The sequence below is a fragment of the Vallitalea okinawensis genome, assembly GCF_002964605.1.
GTDB classification, from domain to species: domain Bacteria; phylum Bacillota; class Clostridia; order Lachnospirales; family PQDH01; genus Vallitalea_A; species Vallitalea_A okinawensis.
On record NZ_PQDH01000007.1, the window covers coordinates 282,080 to 298,863 of the forward strand.

Below are 16,784 nucleotides of genomic sequence, written 5' to 3' on the forward strand. Positions count from 1 at the left end.
TTTATGCCCTTTTATCAACCCTGCTATTTTATGTTCGTATATAGCAATTCGAGTTACCTTTCAAGTATGTGCAAGTAAGTATGTTTCCTTGTTTCTTACACTACAAAAAAAGGTATTTAGAAACCATTCAACTGGTTAATATATACCTTTTTAGTGATTATATATGTACACATTCTATCTTCTGATAAGAAAACACATATCTATAAATTATTCGTGAGTTAACTTTGATATAGTCTTTAGAAGACTTTCAGCTTCATCTTCAGAAGATGCCGGTATGACAAGATGTAACCCTTTGGAAGAAAGTTGCTCCATTAAAGGTTCTAACTCCTTTGTATCTGGAAGATTAAGTAATAACCCTTTACCAGCCCCTTGAATTTTCTTCAATTCATCAATATAGTTAAGAGCTGAAGGTTGACCAACAACACTAGTCCACTGAATAGCCTTAAGATTCTCTATAGTTAAAATTTGATCTAAATGGCGAATTTGTTCCATACCATCTAAGTGATACAATGGATACTCTAATTTACTACCTTGGTGATCTAACTCTGGTTTAGCATACTTAGTAAATAACTCTGGAGAGATCATTGTTGATATATCACATTGAAGCTGTGCATGTAAACCAGGTGCCCAGGTGAACAACCAGCCAATACCGCTACCACCACGATTGGTATTTTTAATAATATTAAAGGTCTCTTCAGTATACTTATCCCATACACGACGCATTTTTGTCATTGCTGGCTCAATGTAAGCTTCATTTGTAAACATGTCCATTAATAAAGTATCTGCTCCTTGAATTAGGGATAGTGCATCTAGATCTCCAGTTACATCTGCCATGGATACAAAGTATTCGTCATTAGTATTGTCTACAAAATACTGTGCTAATTCCAAAGTCTTTTGATACCAAAAGTTACTCTCTTCGAAAATTAAAGAAGGTTCTCTTTCTTCTGTAGGGTGAAACCAAAGAGTATTTTGCGTAAATTCATGTTTCACATCTTTGAAATAACCAGCTTGCCCAGATGGACCTAAGCTTAACATGACTGTTGGTATACCATCACCAACCCATGTACGATTATCCAACATATGCTTATTTCTATTTAATACGAATTCAGCATCAGTATACCAATGAAGAGCAGCATCTTGATCTTCTGGTTGGATCATCATTGTATAATCAAAATTGGCATTCTTACATGGTCCTAAGATTGTTGTTAAACAACGATCAATAACTTCATTTTCCCAAAATGCTGCATGTCTTTCTAAACGTTTATCCCAATCACTAATATATGCCATTTAAATTCCCCCTAAATTAAAACTTATCATGTTATAAAAGATAATCTTAGATAATATATCTTTGTCTGCTAATTCATAAGATGGATTTAATAGTATTTTGCCTTTGCCATAGTCAATACTAGCCATAGTAACACGCATAATATCATGACGTGCCATCCATAAACCATATACTCTTTTATCATACTTACTCTCAAATGGATAAAAACCATTAGGGTCACCAGTTGGTTGCCATCCATTAGTTGATATCACATTACCTGATGGGAAGGCATCTCCAATGAATTCACTTACATAACCCCAACCATTTCCGTACCAAAAGCCAGTTTGCTCACATCCCCACTCTGTAACAGCTTCAGAGAGAATGTCAACATCAAGTAATAACTTAGCCCAGCCTTCGTTGAAGTTAATAACCATGGTTGAACCTTCTTTAACCTTGTGAAGCATTGTCGTCAGTTCATTCTTATCAGGTACTTCAGCAGCTGCAATAAAATCGTAGCTTGCATGAGGGTTAAAGTCTTCATAAGTTGCATTAGCAGCCTTAAGAGCCTTTGTAGCTGCATCCCACTTATAGGTACATCCTTTTAGTTCCTTTAATTGATCTCCAAAGGATTGAGGATTGTCAAGCAAAACTTGCTCTTTACCTTCTGCAACTATATCTCCTTCATTATCTATTAATACAGCATCAAATGAAACATGACCACCTGCTAATTTCGAATCCAATGTTAGCTTTATTTTGTCTAGTTCTTGTGCAAAGGTATCGCCACCTTTAACATGAACAACCATATCTTTCTTGTTGGTATACTTATAGCCCTTCCTATCCCTAACAGTAATAGACATCTTATAGTCACCAGCAGTAAGAGCACCTTCGTTAATAAGTACGCAACGAAGGTCTACTTTACCATTTGGTTTAAAGTAAGCACCATTACTACGGAACAAGGCTATTTGTAATGGTCTTGTCCAATAAGCATAGTCCTCTGCTGGTCCTTTTAAGTTTCGTCCCTCATCACAAAGAGCAGAATCCCAGTCCATGCCCGCGCGTTCTTGTCCTTCTAATTGACTACCTACCTGGGGACCTGAACTCCAACCATTGATAGCGTAGCCATCTGTTGCATCATAACTACACATGGTCTGACTGAAACGCCCATCGATGTACATTAGCCCTCTACCTGCTTGCTTGGATACATCACTCTTGGACTGAATAGTTCCATCGCATGTACCTTCTAAATGCCACTTATCATAGTTAGCCTCTAGCTTATCATGCATGCCTTGATAGATATTGTTATCATAGCCTTCCCTCCCATCCGGCAAATTCTTTTGATCCTCACAGACATCATACCAATTAGCCGGACCACAGTAGCAACCAACTTCTCCCCAGTAACGAGTTGGTCTTGTCTTCTTAACTTGATGGGACTCAAATATTTCCTCTTCAAACCTATCTGATGCATTGACTGTATGACAGTCCACATGATCTTTTTCTAATTGACTTGAGTAGGGTTTATAATTATAGTGTGAAAAGTGCTTAACCACACGACGCTCAGGTGCACAGGTAATGGAATGCTTCATAAAAGAGCCTAATAAGTTAAGAAATGATGGCCAAGCATTAGACCCTGAACTATTAATTATAAATCTCGAATCATCTAGCTCATTTGCTAATTGAAGTACTTTTGCCCGATAGTCTGTAAACTTTTTATCCTCATTAGCCATGGTATATATAAGCAGAGAAGGATGGTTACGATCTCTTTTGATCATACGTTCCAAGCGCACCTCAAAAAGTTCCATTAGAAGAGGATGGTTTTCGATTCCAAAGGCAGGTAATCCTTTCGGCGTCAAAAAAAGATCTCCAGTCTTAATACCCCCTGGCTCTTCGTACATGTATAAACCCAGTTCATCTGCTTTTTCCATTATCAAAGGCTCACCAATTTGACGATGGAAGTTAATCGCTGTATGACCAATAGCCTTTGCATTTCTTACACTTTTCTCTGCCATTTCTTCTGTAGCATAAGCACCTGTATGGGCATAATACCCCCAGTCAATGGCTGACTTATGACGAATACGTTCGCCATTTAAGAAGTATTGTAGATTACCCGTAGTAGCTTCTTTTACTTCCATAACTCTAAAGCCAAATCGTTCACAGATATCATCGGTTTGTTCACCTTCCGAAATTGTAACCTTGCAGTTATATAAGTTTGGTGAATGGATGTCCCATAGTTTAGCCTCAGGCACCACAATTTGTTTATTGAATGTATTGGCCCCTTTGCTTAGTAAGGTTTTAAAGGAATCTTTGAATACATAAGCTTTACTCTCTACTTTTGATATCTCAATCTCAACTTTTGCTTCCCCTTCTACATGGCTATTTACCTCTGTTATAATTTCCAGTTTATTACCACATGCAGGAAGGATATTTTTAACAAATACATTTTCAATATAGGTTTTATCCGTCATAACAAGAGATACATGACCTACAATACTGAAATCATGGGATGGCAGCATGGTACATTCTCCCCAATTAAAAGCAAAAACATCATTCCACCCTCTAGTACCACCAGCATTAGTGATTCGAACTGCCATTTTGTTAACCTGTCCATACTTGACTACCTTAGTAATATCCACATCAAAAGGTGTTTCAGATACTAAATCATAACCCATTAATCGCTCATTCACATAAATTTCAGCACGTAAACGAGTTTTCTCAAAATGGAGAGCTATTCGCTTTCCTTCTGCTTCAGTAGGTATTATAAGGTCGGTGAAGTACCAGCTGACGCCATGGTATTCCCAATCATTAACCCCTTTACTATAGAATTCTTCCACTGTGGCAGGTAATGTGATTGTCTTGCCGTCTTGCTCTTCTAGTTTTGACCACCCTACTGTTGGCGGATTCATTGGTAATTTTGATATGTCCTTGGATTCATTAGGTGTGTAGAGCTTATCATTCTGCCACTTTGCTTCTTGATCAAGCCATAAATGCCATTGCTGTTGACTTATATCTCTCCTCTGTCTCGCCATAACTTATCCCCTCCTTACAGTTTATCAATCTCTTCTCTTGCAATCTCAACCCAACGAGTAATGTTTCTAGGATTATTACCAAGAGTGTGGTTATCTTTCATAATTAACTCTACACGGCAACCTTTTGCTGCATTTAAAGTATCTCTAAGTTCATTTCTAACCACCTCTTCTTTCATTTGAGGTAATGAAAGTGGTGTTGGTGAAGGTTTTACTGACATGATATAACGATTGCCAAGCAAATTAGCCATTTTCTCTTTATTCGCCCAAGGTGATGTGGATACACGCCTAAGATGTGGTATTTTCTTTACATAATCCCACCGAACATCAATAGGCTCGCAACACCCATAACAATTTAAGCCAAAACGCTCTAGGATTGGCATTTGATATGGAAGAATAAATTCATTAAACATTTCAGGACTAACACCTACAGTCTCTTGACTTTCACAAAAGCCCCACATCTGATGTGTAGTCACATTACCTGTTATTTCTGATTCAGTTGGTAACTCTTTCGTCCATCCGAAGCCACCAGAACCAACATATGTACCTTCTGTATTGGAAGACAATAAGCTATTTTGCTCCATCCAATCTAGTCTAGCCAAATAGCCATCTCTTAATATCCCCATCAATTCATGGACATAATCAGGATTCAGTATTAAATCCATCATCAAATTATCAAGCCCACGTAGATTAATGAAATCCCAGGTCATCCCTAGAGTCCACCACCAAGTATTCTTTCTACGTACAGTAAGAATACCATCAAATACTTCATGTGCCAGGTCTAACATCTTATCCGATGCCCCTTGATCAATGATGATTTCAGGAAATTTGACTTTTGGTAAATCTCTTTCATAATCCATGATAGCTGGATCAACTTTGTAACTGCCGTTTTCACCACCACCATGTTTCTTAAGTTCTACCCCCCATCCAGTATCACTATAGCAGTATGGTACATCAAAATATGGTTCAATAACTTTATCATCTTTGATTACTTCTGCCCAATATATTTGTTTACGTAAGAACATTTCCCACACACGAGCAAGTGGATCTTCACAAACTAAAGAATCTGAAGGTATGATCTCATTCCAGCCATTTTCTGGATCAGCAAAAACAAGTGGACGAACATTTTGTAAATCATTATGACGTGTCCATAGAATAATCTTTTCCTTTTCAATATCTCTTTCTGACAGCTCTGAAACTTTATTAGCCAGCATTCTTAACTCTGCTACTTCCTTATTCGTAAATGTATATTTAGTATGAATTTCTGAAATGAGTGGGAAACCAGCTGCAGTCTGTAGTGTTGCCGGATCAGTTTTATTCTCTTTAATCATCATTTTTCTCATCTCTCCTTATCTTCCAATAAACTTATCATTAATCAACATTATAACAGTCTTAATTTAAGTTTGTCAACAAAGTTTACAAACGTTTTAGTTCAATATAACTATCATTATAAGCCTAACTTTTAGTCCTACATTCACTAACCTGTTGTATATATTTGGCTTATCTATTATAATGAATTAAATGTGAACTATTTCGAAAATAAGGAGAATTGGTATGTTAAATACTTACGAAAACAAACCAAAGACTGTTAAATTAAATAATAGAAGATTAATATTAAATTACATGATCGAATCTGGTATTGTGACTATCGCAGATATTCGTAGTGATATTAATCTAAGCAAAACTACTTTTACGAAGATCATGAATTATTTATTAGAAAAAAACTTAATATTAGAGGTAGGGAAATCAAATTCTACTGATGAAGGTGGCCGTAAGGCTGTTACCTATCATTTCAATTCAGAATACGCCTATTGTATCGCCATTCACCTATTCCCAGATGAACTATATTCTGTCATCACTGACCTTAACTCAAAAGTCTTGCATTCAAAATCAGAATATATATCAGCAGATATAACATTTGAAGCTATCATTTCATTGATGGCTGATTTTGTTAGAGCGCTAATGGAACTACAGAATGTTTCTCTACATCAGCTTGCTGGAATAGCTGTAGGCTCTCATGGTTTAACAGACTATCAAACTGGTATTACTCATTATTCACCTCATTTCAAAAATTGGCCGAAGGATAGCTCCATTGAAGGAGCTTTAAAGAAGCAATTTCCTGAAATAACTGAAATATTCGTTGATAATCAAATAAGGTTTCAAACACTGGCAGAAAAAAATAGGGGCTGCGCAATTAACAAGAAGAATGTTATTGTCATTGAGGCTGGTATTGGTTTAGTAGCAGGTATCATAGTAAAGGAACAAATTAAACGGGGAACCCACTCCTTTGCTGGTGAAATTGGCCATATGCCATTAAATCCTGAATCAGATGAATGTTGTTCCTGTGGTGCAAAAGGATGCTTTGAAGCACTGGTTTCGGAGAAAAGATTGCATAGACTAGCTCAAGAAATGAGAGGGACTTATCCTAATTCAATTTTATTCCAAAATCATGATGAAGTAACTATTGTTTCTATTTTAGATGCTGCAAAACTTAATGATCTACTAGCCGTACAACTTATTGATGAGGTATCAAAATGGTTTGCTATAGGTATCATCAATACCGTTTTGATGTATGACCCTGAGATCATTGTTATACAAGGAGCTTATTCTCATGGAGGTAAACCATTTCTTGATGCTATCCATAATAAGATTTCTCAGTATGCTCCTATACTTGTTAATATAAATGTTACGCTTGATTTGTCTACCTTAGGAAAAGACCGCGGAACATTAGGTGGCTCATTGCATGTTGCTCAAAGATTTTTGGAGAAACTAAGCTTGGATTAATTCCAAGCTTTATTCATGGACTTCAGTTATACAGTTAGTTGAGTATATAGAGAATCATATTTACCAAGGAGGGAAATAATGAACGAGAAATTACACCATGCAAAAAAGACACAAGTTGTACTATTAGGAACTGGTACACCTAATGCGGACCCCGATAGGTCAGGTCCAGCAGTAGCCATCGTCGTAGGTGATAATTCTTATTTAGTTGATTTTGGTCCAGGGATTGTTAGAAGAGCAGCCCAGGCATATAGAGATGGAATCGTTGAACTGAAACCAAAGAATCTCAAACGAGCTTTCTTAACTCATTTACATTCTGACCATAGTGTTGGCTACCCTGATCTAATATTCACACCATGGGTTCTTGATAGGGATGAACCCTTAAAGGTTTTTGGCCCAAAGGGGTTAAGATCTATGACCGATCACATTTTAGCTGCCTATCAACAAGATATTGATGAAAGGTTAAATGGTCTAGAACCAGCTAATAATAGAGGTTGTGAGGTTGAAGTTAATGAAATCACCCCTGGTATAATCTATCAAGATGAAAATGTTAAGGTTAAGGCTTTTCCTGTCAAGCATGGTTCCTTTGAAGCCTATGGCTATAAATTTTACACATCTGATAAAACAATTGTCATCTCTGGTGATACCGCTCCAACAGAAACAATCATTGATTATGCAAGGGATTGTGATATTTTAATTCATGAAGTGTATTCATCAGCAGGTGTAAAAGAAAGGTCTAAGGAGTGGAAGAAATATCATACCAATGTCCATACATCTTCCTATGAACTTGGTGAAATTGCCTCAAAAGCTAAGCCGAAACTACTTGTTCTATATCATCAACTATTCATGTTAGATATACATAGTGATGATATAGACTTAGTCTCAAAAGTAGCACAACGCGAGTACGAAATTGTGGAAGAAGTTAAAGAAATATTTGATGGAGAAGTTATATCTGGAAAAGACTTAGATGTATATTAAAAGATTACTAAATTGTCGTAGCTAAGCATACGACTCATCTTTCCTCCTATTTATTATCAGGTATGATATTTAAATAAGACACTTTAAACCTATGCAGAGAGGCATTTGAACTACCTGCCAGTATAAGCTTCTTTTAAAACTTCTGTCAATTCTTCAAATTCAGGCTTCCTAGGGTTAGAACCTGTGCATACATCTTCTAAAGCTGAACGGGCCATAATATCCACTTTCCTCTCATATCTGTCTGTATCTATACCATAAGCCTGTAGGGTTAGTGGGATTCCCATCTTCTCATTGAGAATTTTTACAGCTTCAATGAGACTTCTAATACCTTCTTCTATGGATGAAGCTGGTAACCCTATGTCTTTTGCTATACTATAATAGCCCTCAGCTGCATGAGTCAGCTTACTATATAATCCAGCATTATACTTAATAATATAGGGCAGTAAGATTGCATTGGCTCTACCATGGGATATCTTGAACATGCCTCCTATTGCATGAGCTAGGCTATGATTAATACCTAGACCTGCATTGGTAAAACCAATACCAGCCATACATGAAGCCTCCTGCATCTTCTGTCTGGCATCCATATCATTGCCATTATTATACGTTCGTATAAGATAAGTAAAAACATCCTTTATGGCTTTCTTCGCATAAATATCTGTATAGTCAGAGGCATTTGTTGATACAAATGCTTCAATAGCATGTACAAGGACATCCATTCCTGTATCAGCTGTTACAGACGGTGGTACTGTTCTTGTGAACTCTGCATCCAATATGGCAACATCAGGAATCATCATGTTATCCACTAGTGGAATCTTAACCTTGTTTTTCTTATCTGTCACCACTGAAAAAGCCGTTACCTCTGACCCAGTACCACTGGTCGTAGGAATAGCCACGAACCAAGGTTTTTTAATCGCTTTACTCTCCACCAATTCCTCTTTGGTCTTAATACAGAAATACATAATTGCCTTAGCTGCATCAATAGCAGACCCGCCACCTACTGCTAGTAAGAGATCAGGCTTCATCCTAATAATGTGATGGAGGCCTTTTGTAACAGTTTCAACAGAGGGATTAGGCTCTACCTCATCAAAGATCGTGTATGGAACCTTTCTCTCATCCAACAAGTTTGTTATTTTTTTAACTAATCCAAGTTTGACCATAAACTGGTCCGTTACTATTAAAGCTTGTTCGTAATCTAAATCATGAATATAATTAACTGAATTCATCCCATAGTGAATCTCGGTTTTAGATTGAAACTTCATCTTGATGCCTCCCAATTGTGTTAGGATAGGGGCTGCCTCGTAAGACACCCCCTCTATCTTAGTTTTCTTTTGTGGTTTCTTCCCAGTTAGCTGGGTAAGTCACATACATAAATCTTGCATATTCAGGTGCACTAAATTGAATGGATGTGTTCTTTGGGATAAAGATAATATCCCCTTTGTTCCCAACTACTCTTTTACCATCAATGACAATCTCCAATGTACCATCAATTACGTAGTCCACTTCATCATATGTAAGGGTCCAGTCAAAAGTTGTTTCTTTCATTTCCATCATTCCACAACCTAGCCTAGGACTTTCATCTAATGTTAATACATCTGTAAGATATACCTGATCGCCTTCCTTACCTGTATCGAACTTCTCACACTTAACTGTATTGGCTTTTATGGAGATAACACCACTAGAATCTACTGTTTTGTTAAATGCTGGTTTTGCTGTTACCATTTGTTGCTCTATCACTTTGCGAATGATTTCTTCAATCATTTTTTCATTGATATTGTCAATCATACTCCCACCCACTTACTACATATTCTGTCATAAATCTTATTTTGCTACAGCTTTTGATGCGGTTTTTGTTGTAGCTTTTCCTAATGTTCTGTTAGCGATAACTACTGCTATCATAACTGCTGTAGCACCAGCGATTAACTTACCAACGACCATTGGGAAAATCATCTCTTGGTTAACACCAGCTGTAAAACCTAAGTGATCACCGAATACAAAAGATGCACTTACTGCAAAAGCTACGTTGATGATTTTACCACGGTTATCCATATCTTTCATAAGGCCAAACATAGGTATATTATTTGCTAATGTTGCAACCATACCTGCAGCAGCTACATCTCCCATACCGAGTAATTTACCAAGCTTTAATAATGGTTTATTGAATACCTTGGTAATCACATAAACCATAGGGAATGCACCTGCAAGCATTAATGCTATAGATCCAACGATTTCAATACCATCTGAAACAGGTGCCATACCTGGAATAACAACAAAACCAGTAAGTGTTTCTATAATAATAGCAGCAAGACCAATAGTTATTACTGCTACTACACCCTTACCAAATACATTAAATCCTTTGATCATGCGATCAGGAATCTTCCAGAGACCAAGAGCTAATAAGAGAGATACAATAATAATTGGTACAAGGTTTTTTAAAATCATAGTAATACCAAATCCCGCTACAAGCCCCCCTACAAGACATCCAATTGGAATTGTAATAAGACCTGCTAAAATACCGGTAGCTAAGAACTTATGATCTTCTTTTTTAATAATTCCTAAGGCCACAGGAATAGTAAATACGATTGTAGGACCCATCATACTTCCTAGGATTAATCCTGCAAATGTTCCTGCTTCCTGACTCTGAGCTAACTCCATTGCTAATGGGTAACCCCCCATGTCATTGGCTAATAAGGTTGTTGCAAACATAGCTGGGTCTGCTCCCAATGCTGTATATGCAGGTACAACCACCGGCTTAAGAATGGTAGCAAGCACTGGTGCTAGTGAAACAACCCCAACCATAGCAAGTGCTAGAGAACCCATTGCCATGATACCTTCCTCAAATTGCTCACCAAGACCAAATTTATTGCCTATGATCTTATCCACTGCTCCTAATACCATAAATCCAACCATGATATAAACTATCAGTTCATTAATACTCATGTAACCGCCTCCTCAAATTTTACATGCTTTCAAAAACTCTTCACCTAATATTAATTGCTCATACCCATTTGCTTTAATAATTCTTTAGTTACCATACATATCTTGTCTTGGTCTGTTATTTGAAAGTCTCTTTCTAGAACCTTCGTTATAGTAGTAATTATCTCTGATAAATCTTCTTTATTATTCTTACATGCAGAAACACTTATTTCTTTATTAGGTCTTTCCCCATACCTGATAACAATACCATTATCCCGCAAAATATCTTTGACGGATGGGGATAGAATCATTGTTTTATTGACATAAAACGCTTTATCTTGTTCTTGGAAATACTGGGTGTAATTTTTCCTTGTTATAAGAATTTTTCCCATCACTTATCACCTCTTGCTTTCCCTGCTTTCCTTGTTTCACAGAAGAGATATCTACCCTTCACCTTAATTAATGTACTAACTAAGCTAATTGCTATCTCACTATAATAACTTATCAAATAACTCTTTTCGTGGGGATGGTATAACCACTTGATTAACAAGCATTCCACCTTCTTGCCCCACTCGTGCACCAGCTTCCACAGAGGCCTCCACAGCACTTACATCACCTGTTAAGGTAATGAATGCCTTACCACCAATTCCAAAGCCAAGTCGAACTTCAATTAATTCTACAGAAGCTGCCTTAGCCGCTTCATCAGCTGCAATGATACAAGTAGCTATACTAAAAAACTCCAATACGCCTAGTGCATTAACCTGAGATACTTGAGTTGCTCCATTAATAGCAGAAATCAAATCTGGATGGATGCTTGGTAATACCAAAGTATTCACTACAAAAGGCCCACCGATCTCTTCCCCTACTTCTATCGCAGCTTTGGTGTCTCCAACATCTCCCGTTATAAGAATAACATATTTACCAGGACATACAGTACCTGACTGCAGTAAATCAACAGATGCGGCTTTTATCATTCCATCTGCAACCTCAATTCCCTTAGCAATACTATTCAGTTCTATTAAGCCTATGGTTCTAATCACCCAGAATCACCTCGCTATCTTGTAGAATAGTAATGTAGTGGCTAACCTCACATACTTTACCACTGATACTAGCATGTATAACAGCACCAAAATCTTCTCTATCGACATCACCGATTATTTGGCCCTTTTTAACATAATCACCAACAGTTACTCTAGGCGTAGCAGGCTTACCAATGTGTTGTGATAATGATATACATACCTTATCAACTTCTAACACCTTCATATCATTCAACTTCTCACCTTTAAACCGGCTTAAATCCAGCCTAGCTACTAAGCGAGGTACAGGTACTTTTCGATAGTCTCTAAGAGAATTCACATCATTAAGGGGCTGCCTCTCATACCTGATCCCTTTCTGCCTCAACTCCTGTTTGACATAAGCATTGACTAAACGTGGCGAAAGACCCATAGGACAAGCATAAAGCTCACATATGCCACATTCTGAACAGATCATGGCTTCTTTAAGAATTTCTTCATCTGTTGTTCCTAGCCCCATTATTCTCATAATTTTATGGGGTCTTAACTGATGTCCCATCAAATTACGTGGACACATATCGGTACACATTTTACACTGTATACAAGCTGTCTTTGCTTGATTAATGCTGTGGGTTAAAGGTTGTTCTTTACGCTTTACAATATAATGATCAGCCGGTACCACAATTAATGCTCCCATCGTCTTCGTTACATAAGTCGCATCTATTTCCTGCCCATCGATTACCTTCCCCATCATAGGTCCACCAAGAATAACTTTATAATCAACAAGACTTGTGCCACCACATGCTTCTATACATGTTCGTACACTTGTTCCAATAGGTACTTGTAGAAATCCGGGTGCAACTACATCACCAACAACAGTCATATACTTATCAGTAACGGGTTTATCTTCCAGAGCATCATGGATACCAACAATTGTACCCACATTACTGACCACAGCACCAATGTCCAGTGGTATTCCTCCCGCTGGTATGACTCTTCCAGTAATCTCATGAACCATCACCTGTTCATCGCCAGCTGGATAAAAATTATCTAAGCTATATAACTGAATCTGTGCATCTAGCTCCTTAATAGCCTCATTGAGATACAGAATCTCTTCATGATACTTTTCCTTGAGGCCAATAAACATATGCTTAGCTCCTATCAGTTGACCTACCATCTGAGTAGTACGGATAATCTCTCTGTTCTTCTCACGCATAAGATATTTATCCACTTCCAACAAAGGCTCACATTCAGCACCATTAATGATCAGATATTCAACCTTACACTTTAGCTTAATATGCGTAGGAAAACCTGCGCCACCGACTCCAACCACACCGGCATTATATATCTTCTCAATAAGTTCCATATGTTGCCTCCCTTCCTATAAACACTTATGTTACTACGTGGTCTAGTAAGTATATGCTAGTAATTATTAGTGAAAGGAAATATCTATTATATGTCTATATCTACTTCGACCTCATCAACAATTCCTACAATACTAGCATCAATAGGAGCATTATCTACCTCTATTGTTTTTCTAGCTGAACTTCCAGTAACTATTAAAACCGTATCGCCTATACCTGCCCCAACACGATCTGTTGCTACAAAAGTACTCAAAGGCTGTTTGGAATGATAATCGATGGGTTTAATAACTAGCAGCTTAAGACCTCTTAAAGCTTCTTCTTTTCTTGTGGCCCATACGTTGCCCACTACTTTTCCTAGAATCATAGTTATCTTTCCTTTCAATAAGGCACATCGTTCCTATTCACTATGTACCACGATACTTATCTTCTTACACACGAATTACATTTATATTATGCATTCTGACATAATCAGAAGCTAAAGGGGATATAAGAGACCTTTTGCTAATTCTAATCTCATGATGTCCTTTTTCATATAACCTATTTAGATCTGCTTCTGTTACAACTCTTTTATCAATTACATTTACACAAGTCGGTAATCCTTTTAAGAATGCAATAAGTTCCTCTTCTCGTATAAAGGATGCACCAAACTGTGTCCACTGCTCTTCATAACCAGCTAACATATTATAATAGGAACTGCTTGCAATAGTTTTATATTTTCTATAAGAAGCGCCCTCCTCTAAAACCACAACATGTTTGCCACATAGAAAGGCTTCCTGTAGTACTTCTGTTATCTGTTCTTCAACAAGACCCAAAGCAACTTTTGATAACAGATTAGGGGTAAGCGTTGGTACAATAACATAATTAATATCTTTCCAATCCATCTCTTTATTTTCATCCATATATAAGGTAATAAAACCACCCAATGTTAGCAGTTCCTCAAGCTCTTTATAACTTGCTTTTTTGGTGTCTGCTATGAATACCTTTGTAGATGAATTTGCCTGAATGTCAGCTGTATCTTCTATTCGCTTTAGTACTTCCTTCGTTACCATAGCGACAATTTGATCAATATTCATTCCTTCTTCCCCCTAGACCTTGCAATTCATCGCAATCCCTAATGGTGTCACCAAAAAGGGGTTCGTGGGTTTATGGGTTCTAATCCCTGTTTCCTTCTGAAATACTTCTTCAATACCTTCGAGGCAACATGTACCTCCAACCAGATAGATATCGCTTACCTTATGATGGATGATATGGTGACTGACAATGGAAGCCATCTTCTGTATCACAGGTCGAACGATAGTGAATATCTCTCGTTGCCTTTTAGAGTCTTTCTTGATAACTTCAGCCTCTTCAAAGCTAATACCGTAATTACCAGCAACGACTAAAGATAAATGGGTTCCACCTGTAGCCTCATCGGCTGTATAGATCACTTCTGCATCTTTTAAAATTGATAAGCCTGTTGTACCTCCGCCGATATCCACTATAACTCCATTTTTGATCTGAAGAACAGCATTAGCTGCTGATGGTTCATCTAAGATGGCAACTACATCCATTCCAGAACCTTCCACTACATAACAGTGGGTCTTGCTATCACCTTCACTGGTTCCTGGTGGAACGGCAATAGCTGCTTTCGTTAATTCAACTCCAAGCCGCTCTTCCAATTTAGCTTTTAGCTCTCTAACAATACGAGATGCTCCAATATAATCCACCACTAAACCATCTTTTAGTACTTGGGCAAACTGCATTTCACATGCAATGGGCTTTTGCTCCTCATCAAGAACGACGAGAACAATATATGCCGTACCTAAATCCACACCAACAAGAAGTTCTTTACGCTTATTAAACTCTCCTGTCACTTGGATGCTGGATTCAACCTGTCTTATAAGGTTATCGACTCTATCAAAATTCATACAAAAAACCCTTTCCATGCTTATTTATAGATCTCTCCAAAGACACCCTGTGTATATCCTGCAGCGTTGGCTTCATCAAAGTCAATATGCATACTTAAACGATAACTATCATTAACTCTCACGACTACATCATCAAATATGAGAGGACGATGGCTTAATACTCTTACTGCAACAATCTCCTTATCAACCACCTCAAAACGTTGAGCATCCCTAGTGTCCATATGGATATGCCGTTTAGCTACTATTGTAGACTCCTTAGCTTCAATGACGCCTCGTTCAGTAGCAATATAAATCGTAGCACTTCCTTCTAGCTGACCAGACTCTCGAACAGGTGCATTAACACCAAGGACCCTGGCATCTGTCATGGATAACTCTACTTGTGTCTTGATTCTTGGAGGTCCCAGTATGGCTACTCCCTTAATCACACCTCTCGGTCCAATAAGCGTAACACGTTCCTCACACTGATATTGCCCAGGCTGGGATAAATCCTTTTTCTTAGCCATCTCATATTCTGGCCCAAATAAAACGCTGACATGTTCTGGGCTAAGATGAACGTGCCTTGCAGAAGCCTCTACTGGAAATGCATTATTTACTTGCTCCTTCTCACGAAGTGCATCCATTACCTGACGAATAATGTCCTCAATCATAGCTTCTTCCACGAATACACCTCCTTAATACTTACCTGCTCTCTCACGACACATCATAATGTAAATTACACTACTAAGGCGATTAAGAGCTTGTAAAATATCCTGTCTATCTACCACATGATGTTTCTTAAATGTCTGAATACCTGAAATTTCAACCTCGCGAATTGCACTCCTTAATGAGTTAAGACGTATCAAGGTTTCTCCCATGTCGAAACTAGGCATAATATGTAAGATTCCGAAATGTTTTTTAGGGTTATGAGACATTTCCCGTAACTCTTTCTCATCTAGTCCAAAAATCTTCATATCTTTAAGTGGCTCATCAAGTACTTCAGCTTTCAAGATCTTTCTAACAAACTCAAGAACTTCATTTAGATCCTTTGTCAAACCTTGTAATCCTTGGCTATCCGTATAAACCATGGTCTCTAAAATCCTTGACTGATAGCTATCCAACTTTCCCCGGAATACAATCCGAGAATCATCCTTGTAGACCAGCCTATTTCCATAAATATGGGTCATATACTCTGGTTTTTCTTCATAAGCACCACCCGTATAATAATCCAAGTATTTTGGAACAATCTTATTATCTGGTGTTTCAATGGGCTTGTAGACATTTCCTTCTTTCTGCCTGGTTAGCACTCTTTCTTGCTGTTCCTGATTATCCTCTTCAAATACTAACATAACACCCTTCTCGTTCAAATACTGCTTAGCTGATGGGGTTATGATGGTCTCGCGACTCACTGAAAATTTCTCAGGAATACTACTCCTAAACTCACCTCGAAGCGTTGTCTCAGTCAAAACTCTCATGACTTCACGCTCCCTTCACATCATTTGACTTAGGTTGGTATTAGGCATGCAAGGTCTCCTATTACTCTCTACCCACTGCTACGTGCTCAG

Annotated in this window: 16 protein-coding genes; 2 read left to right on the plus strand and 14 right to left on the minus strand. The window is 37.8% G+C overall.

The annotated features are described in order from the left end of the window. Window positions 1–207: 207 nt before the first annotated feature. From C1Y58_RS18680 to C1Y58_RS18690, 3 genes are read right to left on the minus strand one after another with little or no spacing between them, the layout of a single operon-like run. Window positions 208–1,287 carry a uroporphyrinogen decarboxylase/cobalamine-independent methonine synthase family protein gene (locus tag C1Y58_RS18680; protein ID WP_105617760.1) on the minus strand — a complete coding sequence of 360 codons (1,080 nt, stop codon included), beginning with the start codon at window positions 1,285–1,287 and terminating at the stop codon, window positions 208–210. After that, the gene (locus C1Y58_RS18685; RefSeq protein ID WP_105617762.1) at window positions 1,288–4,287 is read right to left on the minus strand and encodes a glycoside hydrolase family 2 protein; all 3,000 of its coding nucleotides are present in this window, start codon (window positions 4,285–4,287) and stop codon (window positions 1,288–1,290) included. Window positions 4,288–4,301: 14 nt separating this feature from the next. Further along, window positions 4,302–5,618 carry a hypothetical protein gene (locus C1Y58_RS18690; protein WP_105617763.1) on the minus strand — a complete coding sequence of 439 codons (1,317 nt, stop codon included), beginning with the start codon at window positions 5,616–5,618 and terminating at the stop codon, window positions 4,302–4,304. A gap of 220 nt (window positions 5,619–5,838) precedes the next feature. Between C1Y58_RS18690 and C1Y58_RS18695 the strand changes: the two genes are divergently transcribed. Together C1Y58_RS18695 and C1Y58_RS18700 are read left to right on the plus strand one after the other, a co-directional pair. Then, window positions 5,839–7,068 carry an ROK family protein gene (locus tag C1Y58_RS18695; RefSeq protein ID WP_105617765.1) on the plus strand — a complete coding sequence of 410 codons (1,230 nt, stop codon included), beginning with the start codon at window positions 5,839–5,841 and terminating at the stop codon, window positions 7,066–7,068. A gap of 78 nt (window positions 7,069–7,146) precedes the next feature. After that, the gene (locus C1Y58_RS18700) at window positions 7,147–8,043 is read left to right on the plus strand and encodes an MBL fold metallo-hydrolase (protein ID WP_105617767.1); all 897 of its coding nucleotides are present in this window, start codon (window positions 7,147–7,149) and stop codon (window positions 8,041–8,043) included. Window positions 8,044–8,153: 110 nt separating this feature from the next. Here C1Y58_RS18700 and C1Y58_RS18705 read toward each other — a convergent pair whose 3' ends face one another. The 11 genes from C1Y58_RS18705 to C1Y58_RS18755 form a co-directional block, all read right to left on the minus strand. After that, window positions 8,154–9,305, minus strand: a complete 1,152-nt coding sequence (locus tag C1Y58_RS18705; RefSeq protein ID WP_105617769.1) for a 1-propanol dehydrogenase PduQ — start codon at window positions 9,303–9,305, stop codon at window positions 8,154–8,156. 58 nt (window positions 9,306–9,363) lie between these two features. Beyond that, window positions 9,364–9,828 (minus strand): cupin domain-containing protein, encoded by a 465-nt coding sequence (locus C1Y58_RS18710; RefSeq protein ID WP_105617770.1) that lies wholly within the window; start codon window positions 9,826–9,828, stop codon window positions 9,364–9,366. A 36-nt stretch (window positions 9,829–9,864) separates the two neighbouring features. Beyond that, window positions 9,865–10,983 carry an ethanolamine utilization protein EutH gene (gene eutH / locus C1Y58_RS18715; RefSeq protein WP_105617772.1) on the minus strand — a complete coding sequence of 373 codons (1,119 nt, stop codon included), beginning with the start codon at window positions 10,981–10,983 and terminating at the stop codon, window positions 9,865–9,867. A 50-nt stretch (window positions 10,984–11,033) separates the two neighbouring features. Beyond that, on the minus strand, window positions 11,034–11,351 hold the full coding sequence (locus C1Y58_RS18720; protein WP_105617774.1) for a hypothetical protein: 318 nt from the start codon (window positions 11,349–11,351) through the stop codon (window positions 11,034–11,036). A gap of 99 nt (window positions 11,352–11,450) precedes the next feature. Then, entirely contained in the window at window positions 11,451–11,999 is a 549-nt protein-coding gene (locus C1Y58_RS18725; RefSeq protein WP_105617776.1) for a BMC domain-containing protein, read from the minus strand. Then, window positions 11,992–13,338, minus strand: coding sequence for a 4Fe-4S dicluster domain-containing protein (locus C1Y58_RS18730; protein ID WP_105617778.1), 1,347 nt, complete (start codon window positions 13,336–13,338; stop codon window positions 11,992–11,994). Before C1Y58_RS18730 ends, C1Y58_RS18725 begins: the two co-directional genes overlap by 8 nt. A gap of 86 nt (window positions 13,339–13,424) precedes the next feature. Then, window positions 13,425–13,700 (minus strand): EutN/CcmL family microcompartment protein, encoded by a 276-nt coding sequence (locus C1Y58_RS18735; protein WP_105617779.1) that lies wholly within the window; start codon window positions 13,698–13,700, stop codon window positions 13,425–13,427. Between the two features lie 64 nt (window positions 13,701–13,764). Continuing rightward, window positions 13,765–14,409 (minus strand): hypothetical protein, encoded by a 645-nt coding sequence (locus tag C1Y58_RS18740; protein ID WP_105617781.1) that lies wholly within the window; start codon window positions 14,407–14,409, stop codon window positions 13,765–13,767. Window positions 14,410–14,421: 12 nt separating this feature from the next. After that, complete coding sequence (gene eutJ / locus C1Y58_RS18745) at window positions 14,422–15,243, minus strand: ethanolamine utilization protein EutJ (protein ID WP_105617851.1); 822 nt, start codon at window positions 15,241–15,243, stop codon at window positions 14,422–14,424. A 20-nt stretch (window positions 15,244–15,263) separates the two neighbouring features. Further along, complete coding sequence (gene pduL / locus C1Y58_RS18750) at window positions 15,264–15,902, minus strand: phosphate propanoyltransferase (RefSeq protein ID WP_330404476.1); 639 nt, start codon at window positions 15,900–15,902, stop codon at window positions 15,264–15,266. A gap of 12 nt (window positions 15,903–15,914) precedes the next feature. Further along, complete coding sequence (locus tag C1Y58_RS18755) at window positions 15,915–16,694, minus strand: cobalamin adenosyltransferase (RefSeq protein ID WP_105617783.1); 780 nt, start codon at window positions 16,692–16,694, stop codon at window positions 15,915–15,917. Window positions 16,695–16,784: the final 90 nt, after the last annotated feature.